This window comes from Pseudomonas sp. MDV22-iso1, from assembly GCF_058145095.1.
On record NZ_JBYVMF010000007.1, the window covers coordinates 171260 to 191708 of the forward strand.

At 58.3% G+C, this 20449-nt stretch carries 11 protein-coding genes; 6 read left to right on the plus strand and 5 right to left on the minus strand.

Going from position 1 to position 20449, the window contains the following annotated elements; all coding sequences use genetic code 11:
- Positions 1-122: 122 nt before the first annotated feature.
- A complete protein-coding gene (locus AC3ZVB_RS11090) occupies positions 123-7352 on the minus strand; it encodes an NEL-type E3 ubiquitin ligase domain-containing protein (protein ID WP_490146545.1) in 7230 nt (2409 codons plus the stop codon).
- 149 nt (positions 7353-7501) lie between these two features.
- On the opposite strand from AC3ZVB_RS11090, the gene AC3ZVB_RS11095 reads away from it, so the two are divergent.
- The gene (locus AC3ZVB_RS11095; RefSeq protein ID WP_162439339.1) at positions 7502-7720 is read left to right on the plus strand and encodes a DUF2970 domain-containing protein; all 219 of its coding nucleotides are present in this window, start codon (positions 7502-7504) and stop codon (positions 7718-7720) included.
- A gap of 7 nt (positions 7721-7727) precedes the next feature.
- Here AC3ZVB_RS11095 and AC3ZVB_RS11100 read toward each other — a convergent pair whose 3' ends face one another.
- Entirely contained in the window at positions 7728-8801 is a 1074-nt protein-coding gene (locus AC3ZVB_RS11100) for an ABC transporter substrate-binding protein (protein ID WP_490146546.1), read from the minus strand.
- Between the two features lie 522 nt (positions 8802-9323).
- On the opposite strand from AC3ZVB_RS11100, the gene AC3ZVB_RS11105 reads away from it, so the two are divergent.
- Entirely contained in the window at positions 9324-10982 is a 1659-nt protein-coding gene (locus AC3ZVB_RS11105) for a nitrite/sulfite reductase (protein WP_490146547.1), read from the plus strand.
- Positions 10966-11460 (plus strand): DUF934 domain-containing protein, encoded by a 495-nt coding sequence (locus AC3ZVB_RS11110; RefSeq protein ID WP_162439323.1) that lies wholly within the window; start codon positions 10966-10968, stop codon positions 11458-11460. Before AC3ZVB_RS11105 ends, AC3ZVB_RS11110 begins: the two co-directional genes overlap by 17 nt.
- Positions 11461-11503: 43 nt before the next feature.
- On the opposite strand, the gene AC3ZVB_RS11115 is transcribed toward AC3ZVB_RS11110, so the two are convergent.
- The gene (locus AC3ZVB_RS11115; protein ID WP_490146548.1) at positions 11504-15367 is read right to left on the minus strand and encodes a dermonecrotic toxin domain-containing protein; all 3864 of its coding nucleotides are present in this window, start codon (positions 15365-15367) and stop codon (positions 11504-11506) included.
- Between the two features lie 235 nt (positions 15368-15602).
- Positions 15603-16625, minus strand: a complete 1023-nt coding sequence (gene sohB / locus AC3ZVB_RS11120) for a protease SohB (protein ID WP_490146549.1) — start codon at positions 16623-16625, stop codon at positions 15603-15605.
- Between the two features lie 203 nt (positions 16626-16828).
- Between sohB and AC3ZVB_RS11125 the strand changes: the two genes are divergently transcribed.
- The 3 genes from AC3ZVB_RS11125 (at position 16829) to AC3ZVB_RS11135 (ending at position 20059) form a co-directional block, all read left to right on the plus strand.
- Positions 16829-17539 carry a histidine phosphatase family protein gene (locus AC3ZVB_RS11125; protein ID WP_490146550.1) on the plus strand — a complete coding sequence of 237 codons (711 nt, stop codon included), beginning with the start codon at positions 16829-16831 and terminating at the stop codon, positions 17537-17539.
- Positions 17540-17603: 64 nt separating this feature from the next.
- Positions 17604-17918, plus strand: coding sequence for an SCP2 sterol-binding domain-containing protein (locus AC3ZVB_RS11130; RefSeq protein ID WP_162439319.1), 315 nt, complete (start codon positions 17604-17606; stop codon positions 17916-17918).
- Between the two features lie 293 nt (positions 17919-18211).
- Positions 18212-20059: an amidohydrolase gene (locus tag AC3ZVB_RS11135; RefSeq protein ID WP_490146577.1), complete on the plus strand. Its 1848-nt coding sequence runs from the start codon at positions 18212-18214 to the stop codon at positions 20057-20059.
- A gap of 152 nt (positions 20060-20211) precedes the next feature.
- Here AC3ZVB_RS11135 and AC3ZVB_RS11140 read toward each other — a convergent pair whose 3' ends face one another.
- Positions 20212-20424: a hypothetical protein gene (locus AC3ZVB_RS11140; RefSeq protein WP_162439297.1), complete on the minus strand. Its 213-nt coding sequence runs from the start codon at positions 20422-20424 to the stop codon at positions 20212-20214.
- Between the last annotated feature and the right edge of the window lie 25 nt (positions 20425-20449).

Below are 20449 nucleotides of genomic sequence, written 5' to 3' on the forward strand. Positions count from 1 at the left end.
TATCGATTACGGGAAGGGGCCTGCCCCTACCCGTGGCCCGCGAAGTTTCTGGCGTATCTGAGGACGCCTTCGCGGGCGAATCTTGCTACAGGTTCTAGTGACTCAGGGTGGCACAAACGAGATCAGTTACGTCGTGACGGTCCTGGCTGGGGCGAAAGGGTTCCCGGCACTTCCGTCTCACCGGCCAAAGCCTGAAGCGCCTGTATTGCCCTTCGGGACAATTCGATCAGTTTCTGCGTGCGTCTGGTCTGGGTTTGCTTGCCCAGTTCAACCACGTCCTTCTCGTACTCCTGATCGGCGATCGCCCCATTCGCTCTACGGTCCTCCAATTCACTCAGTTGTTGCAGGCGCTCTTCGCCAAGTGCTTCCTCGATGGCAGAGATCTCGTCGGGATAGCGCTCCTGCAGGTACTCCGTCCAGTAATCCCTGGCGACCATACTGTGCAGTAACGCATCGGAACGCTCGGCGGCAAGGATCGATGCCCGGGTATCCGCCAACAGTTGGCCTCTGATGGGTCTGTCGAACGCCATGTGCGCGGGCTGCCCCGGCAGCTCCAACCCGTCTTCCCAGCCCCCCGCCAAACCAATGCGATAACGCAGGCGCACCTCGGCTCTATCGCGGCGTTGTGCGGCTGCCTCCGCTATTGTTTCGACTCTCTCCAGCCTGAACAGCTGCCGTGACAGCTGCAACAGGGCCCGGCCTCGCTGCAGGGGGCGTCCTGGGGGAATGTCACGCAAGGCGCGGTACACATACACGCGAACTTCCAGCTCGCTGAACGTCAGAATTCGCCCGTCGATACAGGTGCCGTGGGTCTCGGCGTTATGGAACAGCAATTCCCGCAGTTCGGTATTTTCGGCGGCGGCATCCATGACATCCCACAGCCGTCGTGTCAGGTCAGCGCGTACGAATCTGAATTCATCGGTATCACGCAACAGCGTAATCAACTGGAAGAAGCGTTCATGATTGTCTTCCTGGGCCAGGCGCCTCCAGATATCACGCCTTAGCGCTGCCAGTTCAGTGCTTGTATTGGCAAGCCAGGGCTCTAATGCCGGTGCTGCCGTATCGAGCCCAGGACGATAAAGGGGTTCGACGGGCCGAACGGTGGCATCCGCGTCAGGACGATCGTCACCGTCAGAATCATCGTCAGAATCATCGCTATCATCCGATATATCCTCGGAACCGCTCCCATCATCGCTTAGCGGGTCTTCAATTCTCCTGTTCAACTCCTCTCGTGATATCCCCATCACGCTCCCGCCCCCGTTTGCATCGCTGTAGCCCCTGATGCGCTCAAGGGTTGGAAGTGAAAGATCAAGGTTGTCACCCATGTCTGTGCCGGCTACCAATTCGTCATGATTGCCGCTCAACAGTGCTTCTGGGACGTCAGTGATCGAGTTGCCTGTCAGGTCCAATGCGCGCAGATGCCGAGCTTCCAGTGCCCCCTGCGGCCATTGTGTGAGCGAGTTGTAGCCAAGCTCCAGTGTTTCCAGATGAGAGAAGGGGCGGCAATCGAAAGTGGCCAGGATGTTCTGCCTCAGATCAATCCACCGCAGGCGCTCGTTGCCCTGACGTTGATACAAGGGTCCAAGACTGGAGAATTGATTGCCCGACAGCTCCAATCGTTCAAGCTGGTCCATGTGTTGGACGGCATCGGGTAATGCCGGCAACTCATTGCCGTTGATCGACAAGCTCTTCAGTTGAGGGAATGCGTTTAGAAAGCCATTGGACCCCTGCGCGGACATTCTCACGCCCGACAAATCCAGGCGGGTCACTTGGGGCAGTTGCGCCACAAGTTCAGGCAAATCACCTGTGACCAGGCCATTAAAGCTCAACTCTTTTCCTGCTCCACCGGAGCCATCCAGCAGTCCCTCCCGCCACACATCGCGAAGGCGCAACGCGGCGAGCGAGCGGGCTTGCGAAGATACGATCGCTCGGCGCATCGGCACTTCCCGGGAATACAACCAGCCATTGAGTTGACGGGTCAGTGATTCACAGGTCTGGTGCCAGGTGTTGATCTGCGCATCAATGTGGACATCGTTCATTCCATCGTTGCGCAGTTGCTGGATCCTTTTAAGGGCTTGCTCCCCGGTCATGACCGGGTTCAAACGCTGCAAGCGTTCGGCAAACCCGCCAGCACCAGGGGTGACAGGCGTTCGTTCGGGCAGTGATAACAGGTGGCTGGCAATAGACCAGCCCGTCTCCGTCGGCGGGAATTGCGCAGGTACTGCTTCCTGGGCAAATCGCTCCAGCGTTCCCTCGGGCAGGCCCTTGGCGGCTTCAATACGCCGCCGCGCCGCTTCCAGGGCGGCCGCGCCTGTAGTGCTGAATTCGTTACCGGTCAACTGGGTTTTCATCAGCGCGTCTTCGTCGGACAACGCCTCCTGCGAGAGCGACGACAGCTCGTTGTCACGCAAGTCGAGCCACGATAACTTCGGCAATTTTTCGGCGCCGGTTGGCCACGCCTGTAACGTCGTCCCCCGCAGATTGAGTGCCTTTAGCCGAGTCAGCGCGCTGACATCCAGATTGCCCAACGGATTATTGCCAAGGTTCAAGTACTCAAGGTTCAACAATCCATTGAATTGATTCTGGACGGCTGTCGTAACGGCAATATGGTTGTTGTGCAGATCGAGCCGGGTTAACTCAGGCAAGGCCCCGGGTGCAATCGGCAGTTCCGTGAAACCATTGCTGGTAATTTCAAGGGTACGCGTGCCGCTGAACGCACTGATAAAGCTGCGGACCTGCTCGACAGGCGCGTCCAGCCATCCCAGACGCAGGGTTTGAACATGGGAAAAACTGCCCGCTGGCAACCGTGGAAGCTGAACGATTTTCCCGTCGCGGAGCATTTCAGACATCTGCAACCCCATGTCTGGTAATTCAAACACTGATACATCCGCGGGCAAGCCATAGCGTTGGCGCACTGCCCCGCGCCAGCTTTTCTCAAGCGCATGAAACACGCCGGCGTTATGACCCGACACCGACTCGATAGTCCGCTGCGCCTTACGCAGTCCCAGGCCCGAGACCGGTTCTTGATAGAAGGTTCGGAAAATCCCCGCATGTTCCGCGCTCAGGGCTTCAATAGCCGCCAGGCGGGTTCGAGGTGTATTCCAGAGGCCCATGATTTCTGGCTGTAATGGACGATCCGTGAAATTTGGAAGGCCCGTCAGGAAGGTCAGTTCGCCGCGTGCGTACTCACTCACCATCTGATGCACATCACTCAAGTGCCCCAGCGGTCCCGAATAATTTTGTACGTATTCAAAGGCCGGTTTAAAGGCCTCATGGGAAAACCTCGACCAATCCAGCGACAACCCGAACCAAAGTTTTTCGTGCCCGCTATAAAGCCAATCGGGAACGTGATTGATCGAGGTCTTTGCGAGGTCCAGCCGTTCAAGCTGCTTCAGGTTCTGCACATACTCCGGCCACTCCATCGCGGCGAAAGAGGCGTCGATTCGCAATGACTTCAATTCGCTCAACGCTGTCAAATCGAGCCCGCTAAGCGCATTCGAATTGAAACCGGTGTAGTCGAGGTACAACGTTTTCAGATTCGTCAACGCGGTCAGGCGCGTGGGGAAATCAGCTGCAAAGGTGTGCGCGCCTGAAGACAACGTCAAATTCGTCAGCTGCTGCATCTCGGTGACGGTTTTCGGCAGTGACGTGAGCGGTTGGCTTCTGGATGCGAGCCTGGCAAAAGAACTGCCCTCGCCGCCTATCGAGAGTTTTCGGACATTAGGGAAGCGCGTCAGAAAGGCATCGGCATTGGCGTCTGTGAGGCCGCGCCCCGCTACGGTCAAATCATGCACATGGGAAAAATCCGCATCGATCCCTGGTAACTGCTCATCACAAAAAAGCGTTAAGCGGCCCGCTTCGGGCACCTCGGCTGATAGTGGTGCGTTTCGCCAACTGGCCTTGAGCGCCTGGGCGATTTGAGTTCTGTGGTGAAAACTGGAACTCCCGGGAGTTCCTGTCCATTGATCAAGTGTCCAGTTCAGTGCCTGCCAATCACGCGTACGTGTTTCCAGAACACTGTAGATTTGCTTGTTGGTCTTACCCACCTGCTGTCGGATAAAGGCATCGGCCTGTGCTTGCGCGGGATACAGCACCTCTACCCTTGAAGTCAGGGATGGGTCCAGCCCTCTGCCGCGCCCACTGGCGTAATAGCCCAACAGTTGGTCGTTGACCCGCACCGGGGGCTTGAACCGTCCGGTTTGTGGCTCGAGCATGCGTCCTGCTTGACTGCGATGAGCGTCCGCATACGCGATGATTATCCTTTGCAACTCGCTCGCCTGACTGACGTGGGGCAAGTCAAGGGCGGAACGGGCGTCATCGGGCAAGGCGTGCATGATGGAGGCGTAAAAGTTGTCGCCTTCCCTGGGAACGCTGTTGAGCGTTTCTCCTCGCTCATTGAAGGCCTGGTAGCGAGGGCCATTTTTGACCAGGTACTTTTTGACGGGTGCGTTCTCGTCGCCGATGCTATCAAGCAACGTCCCCGTATCACTTCCCTCGCGAACCTCCAAACGCAACGTATCCGGCCAACCCGGCAGGTTTTCCAGGGCATTCAATGCCAGCCGTCGACTGTCCGCCGAGGCAATGTTCTCACTGCGCAAATCTGCGTATGCACGAGTCTGCCGTCCTTGGCGCGCATACCATCGAGCTTCTTCGAGCAGTTTCAAAGGGGGCCGTTTCGTCACTTCAAAACGAGTGAGGTCATCGGCACTGCCATGGGCCAGAACCTCCTGCGCGGCGGCCTCACTGAGACCAGGGCACTCGCGCTGCAACTGTTTGATCCGGGCATCGACCGGTTCGTTGCCCTTGTAAAGCGCGTCAAAAATCGCTGACTGGCGGGATTGAGCGTAATCGGCAAATTGCTTGCCCAGCTCTTCGGCTCTTGATGCGCGCACACGTGCACCCTCTGCCCCCAGCAGGCGGGTGATTTCAGATTCATTCAGCGCTGCCAGAATGCGAGTGGGCAATTCACCTTTCAAGACATCCGCCTGGCTCACCTTGATCACCGGTTTGCCCCCATCACCACGCCACGCACGCTCGGTGCCGAATTTGATCGACTTACCCGACAGGCCGGGGCCTTCAAAGACTTCCAGCACCCGAGCCTCCGGCCACCTCGGCATCCGGGTCACCAACGGCAATGCCTGTAAGTAACGATTGTCGATCGACCTCGTCCCGCGCAGCTGCTCAAGCACCTGCAGCGCCCCCGAATCAGCGTTAAACAGGCGCATGGCATCGGTCAGCTCGGGCGGAGGCGCGGCATGATCCATGTGCATTTTTCTCAGGGCGTTGTCGGTGACGCCACTGACATCGGCGACCTGCAGCAGTGCTTCATCCGAGAACGCCTCGGTTTCATGCCCCATGCGTCGCAACAAATCCAGACGATCCCACTGCATCGGGCGCTCAAGCGTGTGGCGCCAGGCACCGCGACCGTTGCCTTCTAGAATGGGTTGATAGGCATTGGTGTCGGTCGGATGCCGGATGCGCCATTTCTGGATCGACCTGTCAAAGAACGTTTCGTAAACCTTGCCGCCTGGACGAATGTAGGTTTTACCGCCCACGACGTGGTGGCCCAAGGCGTTCGGCCCGGTACTCGCGTCCAGAGAAACGCGGCTTTCATAAGCGCTCAAGTCCGGCTTCCACAGACGTATTTGCCCATTGGGCAGCGTGACAGGATGCAGGTTTTCAATCACAGGCTCTGGCTTGACCGCTGTCAGCTTGCCGACCCCCACCCCGACACCCGCCATCACCCCGATCAACGCCAGGTTCTCTGCCACATCGACCAGATGCGCCTTGGCCGCTCTTTTATCGCCTTCGCTCCATTCAATCGCCCCTTCCAGGGACTCGTACAACAACTGCCCGGCCATCACCACCATCATCACTTCGCCCAGCACCGGAACGAACATCGACACCATGTTCACTCCCAGCAAGCCGACCTGAAGGAGATGGGCCAGTTTTGCCTCCCGCGCCTTAACGTCAACTTCATCAGAAGAAACCGCATGGCTGCGGGCATCGGCGATGACCTTGTCGCGGTGCTGTTCGTAAAGATACGTCCAGAGATCCACGTTCTCAGCCCAGATACCTCGTCCTTTACGGGTGACGGTCGAGGGTGCGATGTACGGATCAGGCACCGGCTCCATTTTGCCAGGACGCTCTGGCGGCAACTCCCTGATGTAAGTCAGGGATGAAGCGGGACTGATGAATTCGACGATTGTTATCCAGGGCGATCTGAAGAAGTCGCTCGGGGAGTCGGCTGACTTTTGAGTAAACTGGCTGAAGTAATAGGGCCGCTGATCGTAGGGTACAAATTGACTGTAGAAGCGCTGGTAGCTGGTCGGGCCCGTAGCACCCGGCTCCATGCCGTCCCGGTCCAGGAACAGACGCTTGAACTCCTGCTTCATTCGCGATCCGCTGTACCGCTTGAGCGGGTGCGCCGGATCGTTGGGGATATAGAGAATTACCTCGTCGTTATAACGATACTTTTCACAGATCACGAATCCCACGCAACCGGTCATTCGGTGCTTCATCAAACCCATGTCGTGAAACCAGACTTGCTTGTTGCCCATCCAGGGATGGTTCTCTCCATTGATGACCGACAGGATCATCGCGTAGTCCCCGGGTTCAATGTCCTTGGTTAACAACGCCTGTTCTGCAGCGGCTCGCATGGCTGCTTTTTGGCTGGCGATGAAATCCTGTCGAAGTGTCGCTTCGACTCTTGTGTCCGCAGGATGAAAAAATGACTTCAGATAGACCTGGTATTTCGCCCCGATATCAAGACGTCGACACAGGGTCGTGAACTGGCTGATGGTCAGGTTCACGGCCACTGGCGCGTACGTGCCGGGGGTGGCGGTACTCACCATGAATCCGGATGTTTGATGGTATGCCCCAGGCTTGCACTCCCAGGCTTCGAAGTTATGCAACGCGGCTTGCAACATCGTCAGCTTCAAAAATTCGAACGACGAAAGTTCCACTGCAAGAACACCGACCTCCAAAGGCCGCCTCAGACACAAGAGAGTCGTGTTGACATCCACTTCCACTGCGTATTGGTCCCTCAGTGCCTTGAGCAGCAGCGGTTCGGCAAAGGTGTCGATGTCTTTGAAGGTCGACATCGTATTATCCAGCCGGGCCTGGGCGGTGGCACTGGCGTTGAAGCTCTGATTAAGGTCCTGTCGTTGTTCGGGGGTGGCATTCAGGTACCAATCCGGCAAAACCGTTCCAGCGTCCTTGATCGCCTTCCTTCTTTGCGGTGCTGCGTCGACAAGCCACTGAGGAATGGACTTTTCAAGAAAATCGCCATGGATACTGTCAGTGGCCGAAGGCTTTTGGTTTTTGGCGGGGTCGTGCGATTGCGAAGACATGAGTCACTCCTGTTAATAGGGAGCAACAGCACATCACTTAAGGCGACCCCGACTGCGGTACATAAATAATGTCCGCGAAGTGCGCAATGACGGCACTCGTTGGCGAATTGTCTATGCTCTGTAAACGTGACTTTCGTAACGAGGGATTTATGGACGATCCGGTCGACAATAAACCGCCCAGCTTCTGGCAGATGCTCCACAGCGTCATGGCCGCGGCGTTCGGGGTGCAAAGCGGAAAGAATCGCGCCCGCGACTTCACCCATGGCAAACCGAGCCACTTTGTCATTCTGGGAATTTTGTTCACAGCGGTGTTCGCGTTGACGCTGTTTGCCATCGTCAAACTGATTCTGCATTTGGCAGGCGTATGACGCGGCGTTAACGCATCAACGTTTGCAAGGTGAATGGATAGCGGTAGGAAGTCGGCTTACCTTTCGCGGACAGGCGGCGGAAATCGACGCCGTAATCTGTCGATGTCTTCATGGCCAGCAATCGCCGCGCCTGCGTCTTGTCAATCACCTGTAGCAGCGAGATCTTTCGATCACGGCCACCGTACTGGCTCAGGTCGACCCCCTGATCAAGGTCATGCAACTCCACCAGCGCCCAGCCACCCAACGTGAAATGCCCCCCCAGCAACGCGCTCAGGCGCCCGTCGATCTTTGCCTGCAACGCCTCGGGCGAGGTGTTTACCGCGCTGAACAGCGCGTCCTTGCCCGGCACGCCCCCCGCCTCCGCAAACGCCTGCATGGCGCCAAACGCCATTTCATCATTGGCCGACCATACCAGCGACACCTTCGGATAGCGCTGAAACAGCAGCTTGGCCTGTTCATGCGCCCGTTCCCGGTTCCAACCGCTGTAAACCAGCTGGCGCAACCGCACCTCAGGGTGTTCGGCCAGGGCACGCTGCATGCCTCGTTCGCGCAGTTGTGCCGACGGTGTGATCTTCAGGCCAGAGAACGCCAGCAATTCGATCACCTGGCCAGGCGCCACGGGTGGATGCTGGCGAATCAGCTCTTTGAGCATCAGGTAGCCGCCCTCCTCATCGTTAGGGACCAGGCTACCCAACAAATCAGGCCGCTGGCCCACCAGGTTCAACTGATCAGGCGTCAACGACGCATTGACCATGAACAGCTTCACGCCGCTGCCTTGGGCCATGCGCATGATTTGCGGGGCGACATATTGTTCGTTGACGAAGACCAGATAGTCCGGACGATCGGGGCCTTGCAGTGCCTGGCGCGCTTGCGCCAGCGTCCGCTCCGGCATGCGCTCGGCATAGAGGGTTCGCAGATCAATGCCCAAATCGTCGGCGGCCGCCTGCATGAACTGCGTATAGGTGACCCAGAACGTTTCATCAGTGGCCCCCGGGTTCAGGAACAGCACCGACTCGGCTCGCGCAACCTGACCGTAGCCTGCAAGGGTCAGCAGCAGGAAGGTGTAGAAAAATTTGAGCATTGATCGTCCGGGCCCCGAAAATCCGCCGGGCATTATAGCCGGCGGACTCCCGTAAAACGGCGCTCACTACGGTTTTTGTCCAACAATCGTCGGAACAAGGCCCGGACGAGGTCGTTTACTGATGACTGACCCAGAAAATCGCAGTGCCCACGACCAGGATAATCAGGAACAAAATGGCCCAGGCATCCACTGTGCTATCGGGTTTCGAAGCTTTTGTAGGGTTGCTCATTGCATCGCCTCTTGTCGGTTTTATCGGTGATTGCACGAAGACTCGATCACAGTTAAGACGATGATTGCCCACACCACAAACGCGGGTTTATCAACAACGATCCTCGTTAGTCGTTTTGGTTCTTTACATATACTCAAACATCACTTTTGCGCATAACTGCAAACTGGTATCTTGCCCCGGCTCCGTTGGGAGTGCGCGGCCGTGCGCGCAGAATTGCCGAGGCAGTATCGGACTTCAGCAAGTCACTAAAAGCCGCTGGAACCGACCGGCCCAAGCCTGAGAACAGGACTTATATGTACGTATACGACGAGTACGATCAGCGGATCATCGAGGACCGCGTCAAGCAGTTCCGAGATCAGACCCGACGCTATCTGGCAGGCGAGCTGAGCGAAGAAGAATTCCGCCCCCTGCGCCTGCAAAATGGCCTTTACATCCAGCGTTTCGCGCCGATGTTGCGGGTCGCGGTGCCTTACGGCCAGCTGACTTCGCGCCAGACGCGGATGATGGCCAAGATTGCCCGTGACTTCGACAAGGGCTATGCCCATATCAGTACCCGGCAGAACGTGCAGTTCAACTGGCCAGCACTGGAAGATATTCCAGACATCCTGGCTGAATTGGCTACCGTGCAGATGCACGCTATCCAGACCAGCGGCAACTGCCTGCGCAACGTCACCACCGACCAGTTCGCCGGTGTCGCTGCCGACGAACTGATCGATCCGCGCCCCTGGTGCGAGATCGTCCGCCAGTGGACAACGTTCCACCCGGAATTCGCCTACCTGCCGCGCAAGTTCAAGATCGCCATCAACGGGTCGACCTCGGACCGCGCCGCCATCGAAGTCCATGACATCGGCCTTGAGCCGGTGCACAACGCCGCAGGCGAACTGGGTTTCCGCGTTCTGGTCGGTGGTGGCCTGGGCCGTACGCCAGTGGTGGGCGCGTTCATCAACGAATTCCTGCCGTGGCAAGACCTGTTGAGCTACCTCGACGCCATTCTGCGTGTGTACAACCGCTATGGCCGTCGCGACAACAAGTACAAAGCCCGGATCAAGATTCTGGTCAAGGCGCTCACGCCGGAAGTGTTCGCGCAAAAAGTCGACGCGGAAATGGAACACCTTCGCGGTGGCCAGACCACGCTGACCGACGCCGAAGTGCACCGTGTCGCCAAACACTTCGTCGACCCGGACTACAAGTCGCTGGACAACCTGTCCGCCGAACTGGCCGAACTCGACCAGCAGCACCCTGGCTTCGCTCGCTGGCGCACGCGCAACACCCTGGCCCACAAGAAGCCGGGTTATGTCGCCGTGACCCTGTCCCTGAAGCCGACCGGTGTTGCCCCAGGCGATATCACCGACAAGCAGCTCGACGCCGTGGCCGACCTGGCCGATCGTTACAGCTTCGGTCAACTGCGTACGTCCCACGAGCAGAACATCATTCTGGCCGACGTTGAACAGAGCCAACTGTTCGCGATGTGGGGCGAATTGCGCGAGCAAGGTTTCGCCACACCAAACATCGGCTTGCTGACTGACATCATCTGCTGCCCGGGCGGTGACTTCTGCTCCCTGGCCAACGCCAAGTCGATCCCGATTGCCGAATCGATCCAGCGTCGTTTCGACAATCTGGACTACCTGTTCGACATCGGCGAACTGGACCTGAACATCTCGGGCTGCATGAACGCCTGTGGTCACCACCATGTGGGCCACATCGGCATTCTCGGGGTGGACAAGAAAGGCGAAGAGTTCTACCAGGTCTCCCTGGGTGGCAGCGCCAGTCGCGATGCGAGCCTGGGCAAGATCCTCGGCCCGTCCTTCGCCCAGGACGCCATGCCCGATGTGATCGAGAAGCTGATCAACGTGTACGTAGAACAACGTACCGAAGACGAGCGCTTCATCGACACCTATCAACGTATCGGCATCGACCTCTTCAAGGAACGCGTCTATGCAGCGAATCATTAAGAACAACGAAGTCGTCGACGAAACCTGGCACTTGCTGCCCAAGGATTTCAATATCGACGAGATCAGCAACTGCGACGACCTGATCGTCCCGCTGACGCTGTGGCGCGAACACGCCCGGATGCTCAAGGCTCGCGACGGCGGCCTGGGCGTTTGGCTGGATGCCGATGAAGAAGCCGAAGAAATCGGTGAAGACGTGGACAACTTTCAGGTCATCGCCCTGAACTTCCCTGCCTTCACCGATGGTCGCAACTACTCCAATGCGCGCCTCCTGCGTGACCGTTACGGTTTCAAAGGTGAGTTGCGGGCGATTGGCGATGTGCTGCGCGACCAGTTGTTCTATCTGCGTCGCTGCGGTTTTGACGCCTTTGCATTGCGCGCCGATAAAGACCCTTACGAAGCACTGGAAAGCCTCCAGGACTTCTCGGTGACCTATCAGGCCGCCACTGACGAACCGCTGCCACTGTTCCGTCGCCGCTGATCGTCAAACCTTGAACCCCGCCCGGGGTTCAAGGCCCCCTCTCCTATTCCGCGTTTAACGGAAACGGGCGTCCCATGGACACCCAGTCCCGGTAAAGCCTCGCCCGATTTTCCAGCGCCATGAAAATCGCAAACGGATTATCGGCATCCGCTTCACTCACCTCCACATCCTGAGCCAGCTGAGTCCACAACGCTTGCGACGCATCGGCTTCACCCAGCAAACGCCAGACTCGTGCCTGGAGCGTCAGGTAATCCACCCGAAAGTCCGCCGTCAAACTCAGGCCGCTGATGGTTCTCAAAAAGCGTGAGCCAAACCGCTTGTCTTCCAACCGTAACCAGATCGAAAGCCTGGCGTGGCGTTGTTCTTCGTCGGCGACCTGCAACCACTCCTCTACGTCCCCATAGTTGGGCCCCGGTTCGCCCAGCCAGAGGTTGATGCCGGTTTGTTGGCGATGCTCCACCAGGCGCAACAAGGTGTCTTCGTCGGTCAATGGATTGCCCTGCAACAACACACGCTCCGGTGTGATGGCCTGGTTCAGGATGGCCGGTGGCACCCTGGCGATCTGATTGTGTCGCAGGTCCAGCAGGTCCATATGCGGTGGGTCCATGATCCCTATCGGGCATGAGGTGATCTGGGTATTCCTCAGGTTCAACCAGCGCAAGTCTTCCATGCCCACTATCAAGGGCGGAACCCCCAGCGGGTTGTCACTCAAGTCCAGTCGTTGCAACAGCTTCAGCTCGCTCAGCCGAGAGGCCATGGTTTCGGTGAATGCCAGATGAGTGGACCTGAGATTCAACGACGTTAGCTGTCGCAACTTAAACAGTGTGGGTGGAAAGGTGCTGACAAGATTTCCGCCTTCACCGAAAAGACGAAGGTCCACACTTTCAAGACTCAACGTGCGCAAGTTTGGAAAAGCCTCCAGAAAATCACTCAAAGTCTCGCGCTCGAACACGTGAAAACCCCGCATCGACAGCTCGGTCACATCGTCAAGTCGAATGTTCAGCGCCGGTAAACGATGGAAATCCTCGAACTCCAGATCGATCTTGAAGCCCGTCAAATGGCTGCCTGAATAATGCGCCTGTTCTTGCGCCGCGCGCTTTTGCCAGATGGCTATCAATTCATCCGCCAGTTCGGCCCTGGTTTCTCGTTCGTAGCGCACAGTGTCCTGGAGCAACGCCAGGTTATGCGCCTCGACCTCCATGGGGGTCATTCCCTGCGCCTCTGCATCTCCGACTTCCAGAAAGTCCAGGTCCATGTCTTCGACATCGTCGGCTGATTCATCGATCCAGCCGGTCAAATCGCTGTTCAATTGCTGAAACTGCTGCTGCAATCCATCGATATGCGCCTGGGCGCGTGTACCCACCCGATGCAGCACTTCATCGACCTCTGCAGTGGAAAATTCAGGGTAAATGTCCTTGAGCTGCAGTCGCATCATTTCATGCGTCATAGCCCCGGCCAGAGGCGTATCGGGAAAACCACCGCCTCTGAGCCCCTGGGCCTCAAAGGGAAGTTGACTGTCCATCCTTGCCTGGCCGAGCATGTATTGCGACCGGGACAGGGCGTGATCACCGATCTTTAGCCGTAGCTCACTGGCCTGATCCAGCGATGTGAGGCGCATCGCTGCGCGCTCACTGTCAGACAACACCCCGAGAATGGCGCCGTAAAAGTCCGTTTGCAGGGCGTTGTCCTGATAGTGGTTTCCCGTCTTGATCAGGCGCCGGACATCCGGAGCATCGAGTGGGCCTGTACGATCGAGCACTCGCCCGACAGCGGACTGGTCCAGGACGTCGACCCGAAGATTATCCGGCCAGCCGGGGAGATTTTTGAGCGAGTGCAAGGCCAGCGTATCCGACTCAGGGTTGAGCATCGAACGAAGGTACAGGCCCTCGTACGCTCGATTGAGCCGAACGTGCTGCTGATACTGACGAGCTTTGCTGTCCAGTCGCTTGAATACGTGCAGTGCTTCGTCAGCCTTGGGTGGTTCCAGAACATCCACACCATAGCGATCAAGCATTTGTTCGATCGCGCTTTTGGGCAGGTCCGGGTACTCACGTTGAAACAACCGGACCCATTCATGCTCCGACTGTTGAAGTGCTTGATAACGGCTGTTGAACAGCTCCGGGCGTCCTGCCAGCCCCAGGTCCTGATCGATCCGAAAACGGCTGATCGTATCCGCCAGCAACGGCGTTGGCGGGCGTCCGGTTTGCATCAGGCGCAGCATGTCATCATCAACGGCGCTGACCTTGCCGATCTGTGCCAGCATTTCATCACTGAAGGTGGCGACCGACGGGCCGACGCCCCGCAGCAGTACCAGGCGAGTCGGTATCGTGGAAGTCGGACCCGCGGGGATATGCGGCGCACTCGGGGCGACAGAAGGTTCGCCGGCGCGGTGATCGGTTTTCGCCAACGCTTCAATATCAATTCCATCACCCTTGGCCAAGGCCGCGCCCCCGGCGATCGGCAGTGCATTGAGCAAGCCAAACACGGTGCGCGTCACACCTTCGGAACGCTCGCTTGCCGTTTCGCCGTTGATGGCCTGATCCAGACCATAGCCAGCATCGATCAGCCCCGCCAACGCAAGCAGGCCTTCGCCCCCCGGAACGAACAAGGCAAGGGGACCAAACCGGTTGATCCATTGCACGATCGGCTCGACCACAGCGCTCAAATTATCGCGATTGACCTGGGCATCGTCACGAATGGTCTTGATGCTGGCCAACGCTGCCTGCTTCATGGTCAACACCAGCTGCGCAAACGGGTCGGTGTCTGCGTCGGCGTCATCAAAGCCGATGTAATCGGCAGGGTCCCAGTAGCCATCATTGTTGAAGAAGCCGGCCTCTTTGCTGAGCCGGTGTTCTTTCGGGTACATCGCCATACCCTCCAGCGCTGTCAGAACGCCGGCGTGGAAGCTACCGTCGATGCGATCTTCATCGGTAAAGTGCGCCGCCAGTGCCTGTTTCGTTTCGCCAGCGCGGCCCTGCGCCACCACCCATTGGCGCAGATGCGCGGCGTCGGTGAAGTCATGCAATGGCGATGAATTGCCGGGGATGTACATCAAGAGCCGGGCGCTGGACTGGCTGCGCAAGACCCAGATATCGCGCGCGGTATATCGATAGAGCTTCAAGCGACGCGCCGTGACTGCACCGCGGGCCAAAGTGGGTGCCTGCAGCTGATCGACCGTTAATGTTTCCCAAAGTTGATCAGGCGATAACCCGGCGGCCTGCAGGGCCATTTCCAGCCCCTTTTTGGTCAACCGTCGTTCACCGCGCTGCAGCCAGGCACTCATCACAAAAGCGGCCTTGATCGAGGTCCTCAAAGCGTAAGGCGCAGGCGCCAGCAGCACCTCGTCTGATGGCCACGCTTGATCAACGTATGCGCTGTACAGGTCCTGCAACTCCAGTTCCCAGACCCACTTCTTGAAATCAGCCGGCCTCAGGGCCAATTGCGTTTCGGGTCCGTAGGTCTGCGGAACGGTTTGCCGATAGATGCCCTCATAGGTTTGGTGGTTACCGCTACCGTGGTAGGCGAACTCCTCGACCTTTTCCACGATCCGAACCTGCGGGCCAACCTCCGGAGGAGTGTAGAGGCCGAACGCTGTCTCCCCGAAGCGTCCGTCACCGACAGTCTGGTAATTGAGCAGCAGTACCTGAAGAAGCGATTGTGAGTTTGCGACCTGCCCCTGATGAATTGCGCCCTGAGCAGGATGCCCGTTGTAATCGTAATCGAGTGTTACCAGCAAGGTGGTCTGTGGGTCGATGCCCTGCCCCCATTTTTCCTTGATCTGCTGCTCACCGAACTGGTCAGGGGTTTGCGGCAACGCAAGGTCAACGATGCCTTTCAGATCGTTGCGCATTTGCCAGGTTGGGGAAGGATGGGGTCCGGCGACATCATCATGCGGGAGCTTGCTCATAGTGCATTCCATTGCAATTCATTGAGCGTTCACACTACTTCAGCACGTACTGTGCAAAAGCAGGAAAGAGCGGAAAACTCGCTCGGAAAAATCCTCAGTGAATACAGAAACCGGCTACCAGACACGAAAAAACCGGGTGTGCCCCGGTTTCGTTGTTCCAGACAATGGATAGACAGGCAACCACTCAAAGGGCCTTGTACCCGTACACGGTATCAAGGCCCTTGCAGCGTGTGATTTACCAGAAACGTTGTTGAGTCAACCGGCTCCACCAGGTCAGCAAGACACGGTCAACTGAACCGCTGGCCGCCATGCCAATGCGCTCTTGCAGCGTTTTACGTTCGGCGTAGTGCAGGTGATACAGCTCGGATTTTTTGGCCCGCTCGGCGAGGTATTCATCGCTGGTCTTGAGTTCGTCCACCAGTTGCATGTCCAGCGCCGCGATACCCAGCCAGATTTCGCCCGTGGCCACTTCGTCGATGGCCAACTGAGGACGGTAGCGGGACACGAAGTTCTTGAACAACTGATGGGTAACGTCCAGGTCTTCCTGGAACTTCTCGCGACCCTTATCGGTGTTCTCGCCGAACACGGTCAAGGTGCGTTTGTATTCACCGGCGGTCAGCACTTCGAAGTCGATGTCGTGCTTTCTCAACAGGCGATTGACGTTGGGCAGCTGCGCAACCACACCGATGGAACCCAGGATCGCAAAGGGTGCGCTGATAATCTTCTCGCCGATGCACGCCATCATGTAGCCGCCGCTGGCTGCGACCTTGTCGATGCACACCGTCAGCGGCACGCCCGCGTCACGGATGCGCGCCAGTTGCGAGGAGGCCAGACCGTAGCTGTGCACCATGCCGCCGCCGCTTTCCAGGCGCAGCACGACTTCGTCCTTGGGCGTGGCCAAGGTCAGCAACGCGGTAATCTCGTGCCGCAGGCTTTCAGTGGCTGATGCCTTGATGTCGCCGTCGAAATCGAGCACAAACACCCGGGGTTTGGCTTCAGGCTTCTTCTTTTGCTTCTTCTCGGTCTTGGCCTGGGATTTGCGCAGGGCCTTGAGCTGGTCCTTGTCGAGCAACGTCTGCTCCAGGCGGTCGCGCAGGCCCTTATAGAAATCATTGAGCTTGCTGACCTGCAATTGGCCGGCCGATTTGCGTCGGCCTTTGCTGCGCAACGCCGCGAAGCTGGCCATGACCACCAGAATGGCGACCACCAGTGTCACGGTCTTGGCCAGAAAACTGGCGTACTCGGCAAAAAACTCCACAGGGACTCCTTCAATACTAGGCGCGGCTTAAACAGGCGCGGGATATGTCCAGCATACCCATGCGCCGGCTTGTCGACCAGCCGCGAAACCTCTGGCAACAGGCCTGCAACGGGCATTTCAAACAAGCGTATGTTTTTTCATTGACAGCTCATCGCCATCCTCATAACCTCGCCAAACCTTCAACGTAGCGGGATGACGTGGACGTGGGCAGCATCTATCTGATTCGACATGGCCAGGCCTCCTTTGGTGCAGACGACTATGACGTCCTGTCGCCGACCGGTATTCGCCAGGCAGAAATCCTCGGCCAGCACCTGGCGGAGCTCGGTATCAGCTTCGATCGCTGCCTCTCGGGCGACTTGCGTCGCCAGCAACACACGGCCAGCAGTGCGCTTGAGCAGTTCGCTGCCGTGGGCTTGCCCGTCCCGACCCTGGAAACCGATGCCGCATTCAACGAATTCGACGCCGATGCGGTGATCCGCGCCCTGCTGCCGGCCATGTTGGAGGATGAACCTGAAGCCCTGCATGTCCTGCGCAACGCCGCGCAAAACCGCGCCGAGTTCCAGCGCATCTTCGCTTTGATCATCGAGCGCTGGCTGGCCGGCACCTACGACACGCCAGGACTCGAAAGCTGGCTGGGGTTCGTCGAGCGCGTGCAAGCGGGTTTGCAGCGCATCCTTGAACAGGCTGACAACACCCAGAAAATCGCCGTCTTTACCTCCGGCGGCACCATCACTGCCCTGCTCCACCTCATTACGCAAATGCCTGCCCGCCAGGCCTTTGAATTGAACTGGCAAATCGTCAACACCTCGCTCAACCACTTGAAGTTTCGTGGTCGCGAGGAGGCCCTGGCTTCCTTCAACAACCATGCACACCTGCAACTGTTGAAGGCCCCGGACCTCATCACGTTTCGTTGAGTCCGGACTATTGTGACCCTGGCTGTAATCACCCAGCTCTAATTACCCAAGAAAGGATCGAACCATGACCTCCGTAGCTGACGCCGTACAAGCAATGAAAGCCAAGTTCAACCCAGCCGCTGCAGCCGGTCTGGACCTGGTATTCGGTTTCCGCATTGACGACACCAAGAACTTCTCGCTGATCGTCAAAGACAGCACCTGCGAACTGAAAGAAGGCGAAAACCCTGACGCCCAGGTGACATTGGTGATGGACGGCGAGACGCTGCAAGGTATCGTCGACGGTTCGACCGACGGCATGCAAGCCTTCATGGGCGGCAAACTGCGCGCCGAAGGCGACATGATGCTGGCCATGAAACTGTCCGAGCTGTTCCCGGCCTAAGCACGCCGCTCCCGACCTTCGGGGGCACGTCTGGCTGCAAACGAATCCCGCCCTTCGAGGCGGGATTCGTCGTTTTTCGTCCCGTTAAAACGCTGTCTGTGGATTTGCCGTCTATATTCCTTCTGGCCGCTCGCGTCAGACATCGGCCGCTTGCCCCCGATCGTTTTACGCGGAGCACTGCCATGAGCCCACCTGATGATCACGATGGCTACAACCGCCGACGTGTACTGCAAGGCCTGTCGGCGGGTGCCGTCGGTGCCTGGATCAGCCCGCTATTCGCAGGGAGTAAAACCATGCCTGATGCCCCGGCCGACCTCATTCTGTACAACGGACGCTTGCACACAGTCGATCGCAAGAAACCCCAGGCCAGCGCCGTCGCGATCAAGGACGGACGTTTCGTGGTGGTCGGCAGCGACGCCCAGGCCATGGCCCTGCAAGGTCCCGGCACACAAATCGTCGACCTCCACGGTCGCACGGTGATTCCCGGTCTCAACGACTCGCACCTGCACTTGATACGAGGAGGGCTCAATTACAACCTTGAACTGCGCTGGGAAGGCGTACCCTCCCTTGCCGACGCCCTCCGCCTGCTCAAGGACCAGGCGGACCGCACACCAACGCCGCAATGGGTGCGGGTGGTCGGTGGCTGGAACGAGTTCCAGTTCGCCGAAAAACGCCTGCCGACCATTGAAGAACTGAACAAAGCCGCACCGGACACCCCCGTATTCGTCCTGCACCTCTACGACCGCGCCCTGCTCAACCGCGCGGCATTGAAAGTGGTGGGCTACACCCGAGACACCCCGAATCCGCCTGGCGGCGAGATCCAGCGCGACGCCAACGGTGAGCCGACGGGCATGCTGATCGCCCGCCCGAACGCGATGATTCTGTACTCGACCCTCGCCAAAGGCCCGAAATTGCCCCTGGAGTATCAGGTCAATTCCACCCGCCAGTTCATGCGCGAACTCAATCGCCTGGGGGTCACCAGCGCCATCGATGCCGGCGGCGGTTATCAGAACTACCCGGACGATTATCAGGTCATCCAGCAACTGGCCAGGGACAAGCAACTGACCGTCCGCATTGCCTACAACCTGTTCACCCAAAAACCCAAGGAAGAGCTGACCGACTTCAAAAACTGGACCAGCACTTCCCGTTACGGTCAGGGCGATGACTTTTTACGACACAACGGCGCCGGGGAGATGCTGGTGTTCTCGGCGGCGGATTTCGAGGATTTCCTCGAACCTCGTCCCGACCTGCCGCACACCATGGAACAGGAACTGGAACCGGTGGTGCGGCATCTGGTGGAACAACGCTGGCCGTTTCGCCTGCACGCCACTTACAACGAATCCATCAGCCGCATGCTCGACGTCTTCGAGAAGGTCAATCGCGATATACCATTCGATGGTTTGCCGTGGTTCTTCGACCATGCCGAAACCATCACCCCGCAGAACATCGAACGGGTCAAAGCCCTCGGCGGCGGCATTGCGATCCAGGATCGCATGGCGTTTCAGGGCGAGTATTTCGTTGACCGGTACGGCGCCAAAGCGGCCGAGCACACGCCTCCCATTGCGCGCATGCTTGCCGAAGGTATTCCGGTCGGCGCCGGCACCGATGCCACGCGGGTGTCCAGTTACAACCCGTGGACCTCCCTCTACTGGCTGGTCAGCGGCCGTACCGTCGGCGGCCTGGAGCTGTATCCCCAGGGCTTGAGCCGCGACACGGCGCTGGAGTTGTTCACCCATGGCAGCGCCTGGTTTTCGTCCGAACAAGGCAAGAAAGGCCAGATCAAAGCCGGGCAACTGGCGGACCTGATCGCGCTGTCTGCCGACTATTTCCACATCGAGGATGAAGCCGTCAAATGGATCGAGTCGGTGCTGACGATAGTGGATGGCAAGATCGTCTACGGCACGGCGGAGTTCGAAAAACTCGGGCCACCGCCAGTGCCGGTCGTGCCGGAATGGTCGCCAGTGGTCAACGTGCCGGGGCACTGGAAACCCCTGGCGCCGATGACGGCGCAAGTTCATCACTGCGTCGGGGCATGTGCGGTGCACGCCCACAGCCATGAACGGGCGCGATTATCCTCAGCGCCGGTCAGCGATTTCCAAGGATTCTGGGGAGCGTTCGGCTGTTCGTGCTTCGCGTTTTGAACGGCTACTGCCAGATAACCGAAGCCCTCTGTGGCGAGCAAAGCTTGCTCGCGAAAACGATGGCACAGGCAATATCAATGTTGAATGAAAAATCGTCATCGCGAGCAAGCTTTGCTCCCACAGGTGAACTCTGTGGCAGCGAAGTGGATGCTTTACCGCTGCAACAACAACGCCACCAACGCCGGCCACCCCGTTTGATGACTCGCCCCCAACCCGCGCCCGGTCGCCCCATGACAATACGCATGGAACAACACAAGGCAGGCGCTGGCAGGCGACTGCTGCGCCGCCGGACGGGGTGGTGCGGCATTCCGATAAATCTCCTCGCCACAGGGTTCGCCATCGGCTACACGAGTGTGGATTAACATTTACACTCTGCCCACCTCCCACACC

What these genes read in the sequence shown, in the direction of transcription:
- AC3ZVB_RS11090 (WP_490146545.1), bottom strand. Translation starts at nt 7,352, where the DNA reads ATGTCTTCGCAATCGCACGACCCCGCCAAAAACCAAAAGCCTTCGGCC.
- AC3ZVB_RS11095 (WP_162439339.1), top strand. Translation starts at nt 7,502, where the DNA reads ATGGACGATCCGGTCGACAATAAACCGCCCAGCTTCTGGCAGATGCTC.
- AC3ZVB_RS11100 (WP_490146546.1), bottom strand. Translation starts at nt 8,801, where the DNA reads ATGCTCAAATTTTTCTACACCTTCCTGCTGCTGACCCTTGCAGGCTAC.
- AC3ZVB_RS11105 (WP_490146547.1), top strand. Translation starts at nt 9,324, where the DNA reads ATGTACGTATACGACGAGTACGATCAGCGGATCATCGAGGACCGCGTC.
- AC3ZVB_RS11110 (WP_162439323.1), top strand. Translation starts at nt 10,966, where the DNA reads ATGCAGCGAATCATTAAGAACAACGAAGTCGTCGACGAAACCTGGCAC.
- AC3ZVB_RS11115 (WP_490146548.1), bottom strand. Translation starts at nt 15,367, where the DNA reads ATGAGCAAGCTCCCGCATGATGATGTCGCCGGACCCCATCCTTCCCCA.
- AC3ZVB_RS11130 (WP_162439319.1), top strand. Translation starts at nt 17,604, where the DNA reads ATGACCTCCGTAGCTGACGCCGTACAAGCAATGAAAGCCAAGTTCAAC.
- AC3ZVB_RS11135 (WP_490146577.1), top strand. Translation starts at nt 18,212, where the DNA reads ATGCCTGATGCCCCGGCCGACCTCATTCTGTACAACGGACGCTTGCAC.
- AC3ZVB_RS11140 (WP_162439297.1), bottom strand. Translation starts at nt 20,424, where the DNA reads ATGTTAATCCACACTCGTGTAGCCGATGGCGAACCCTGTGGCGAGGAG.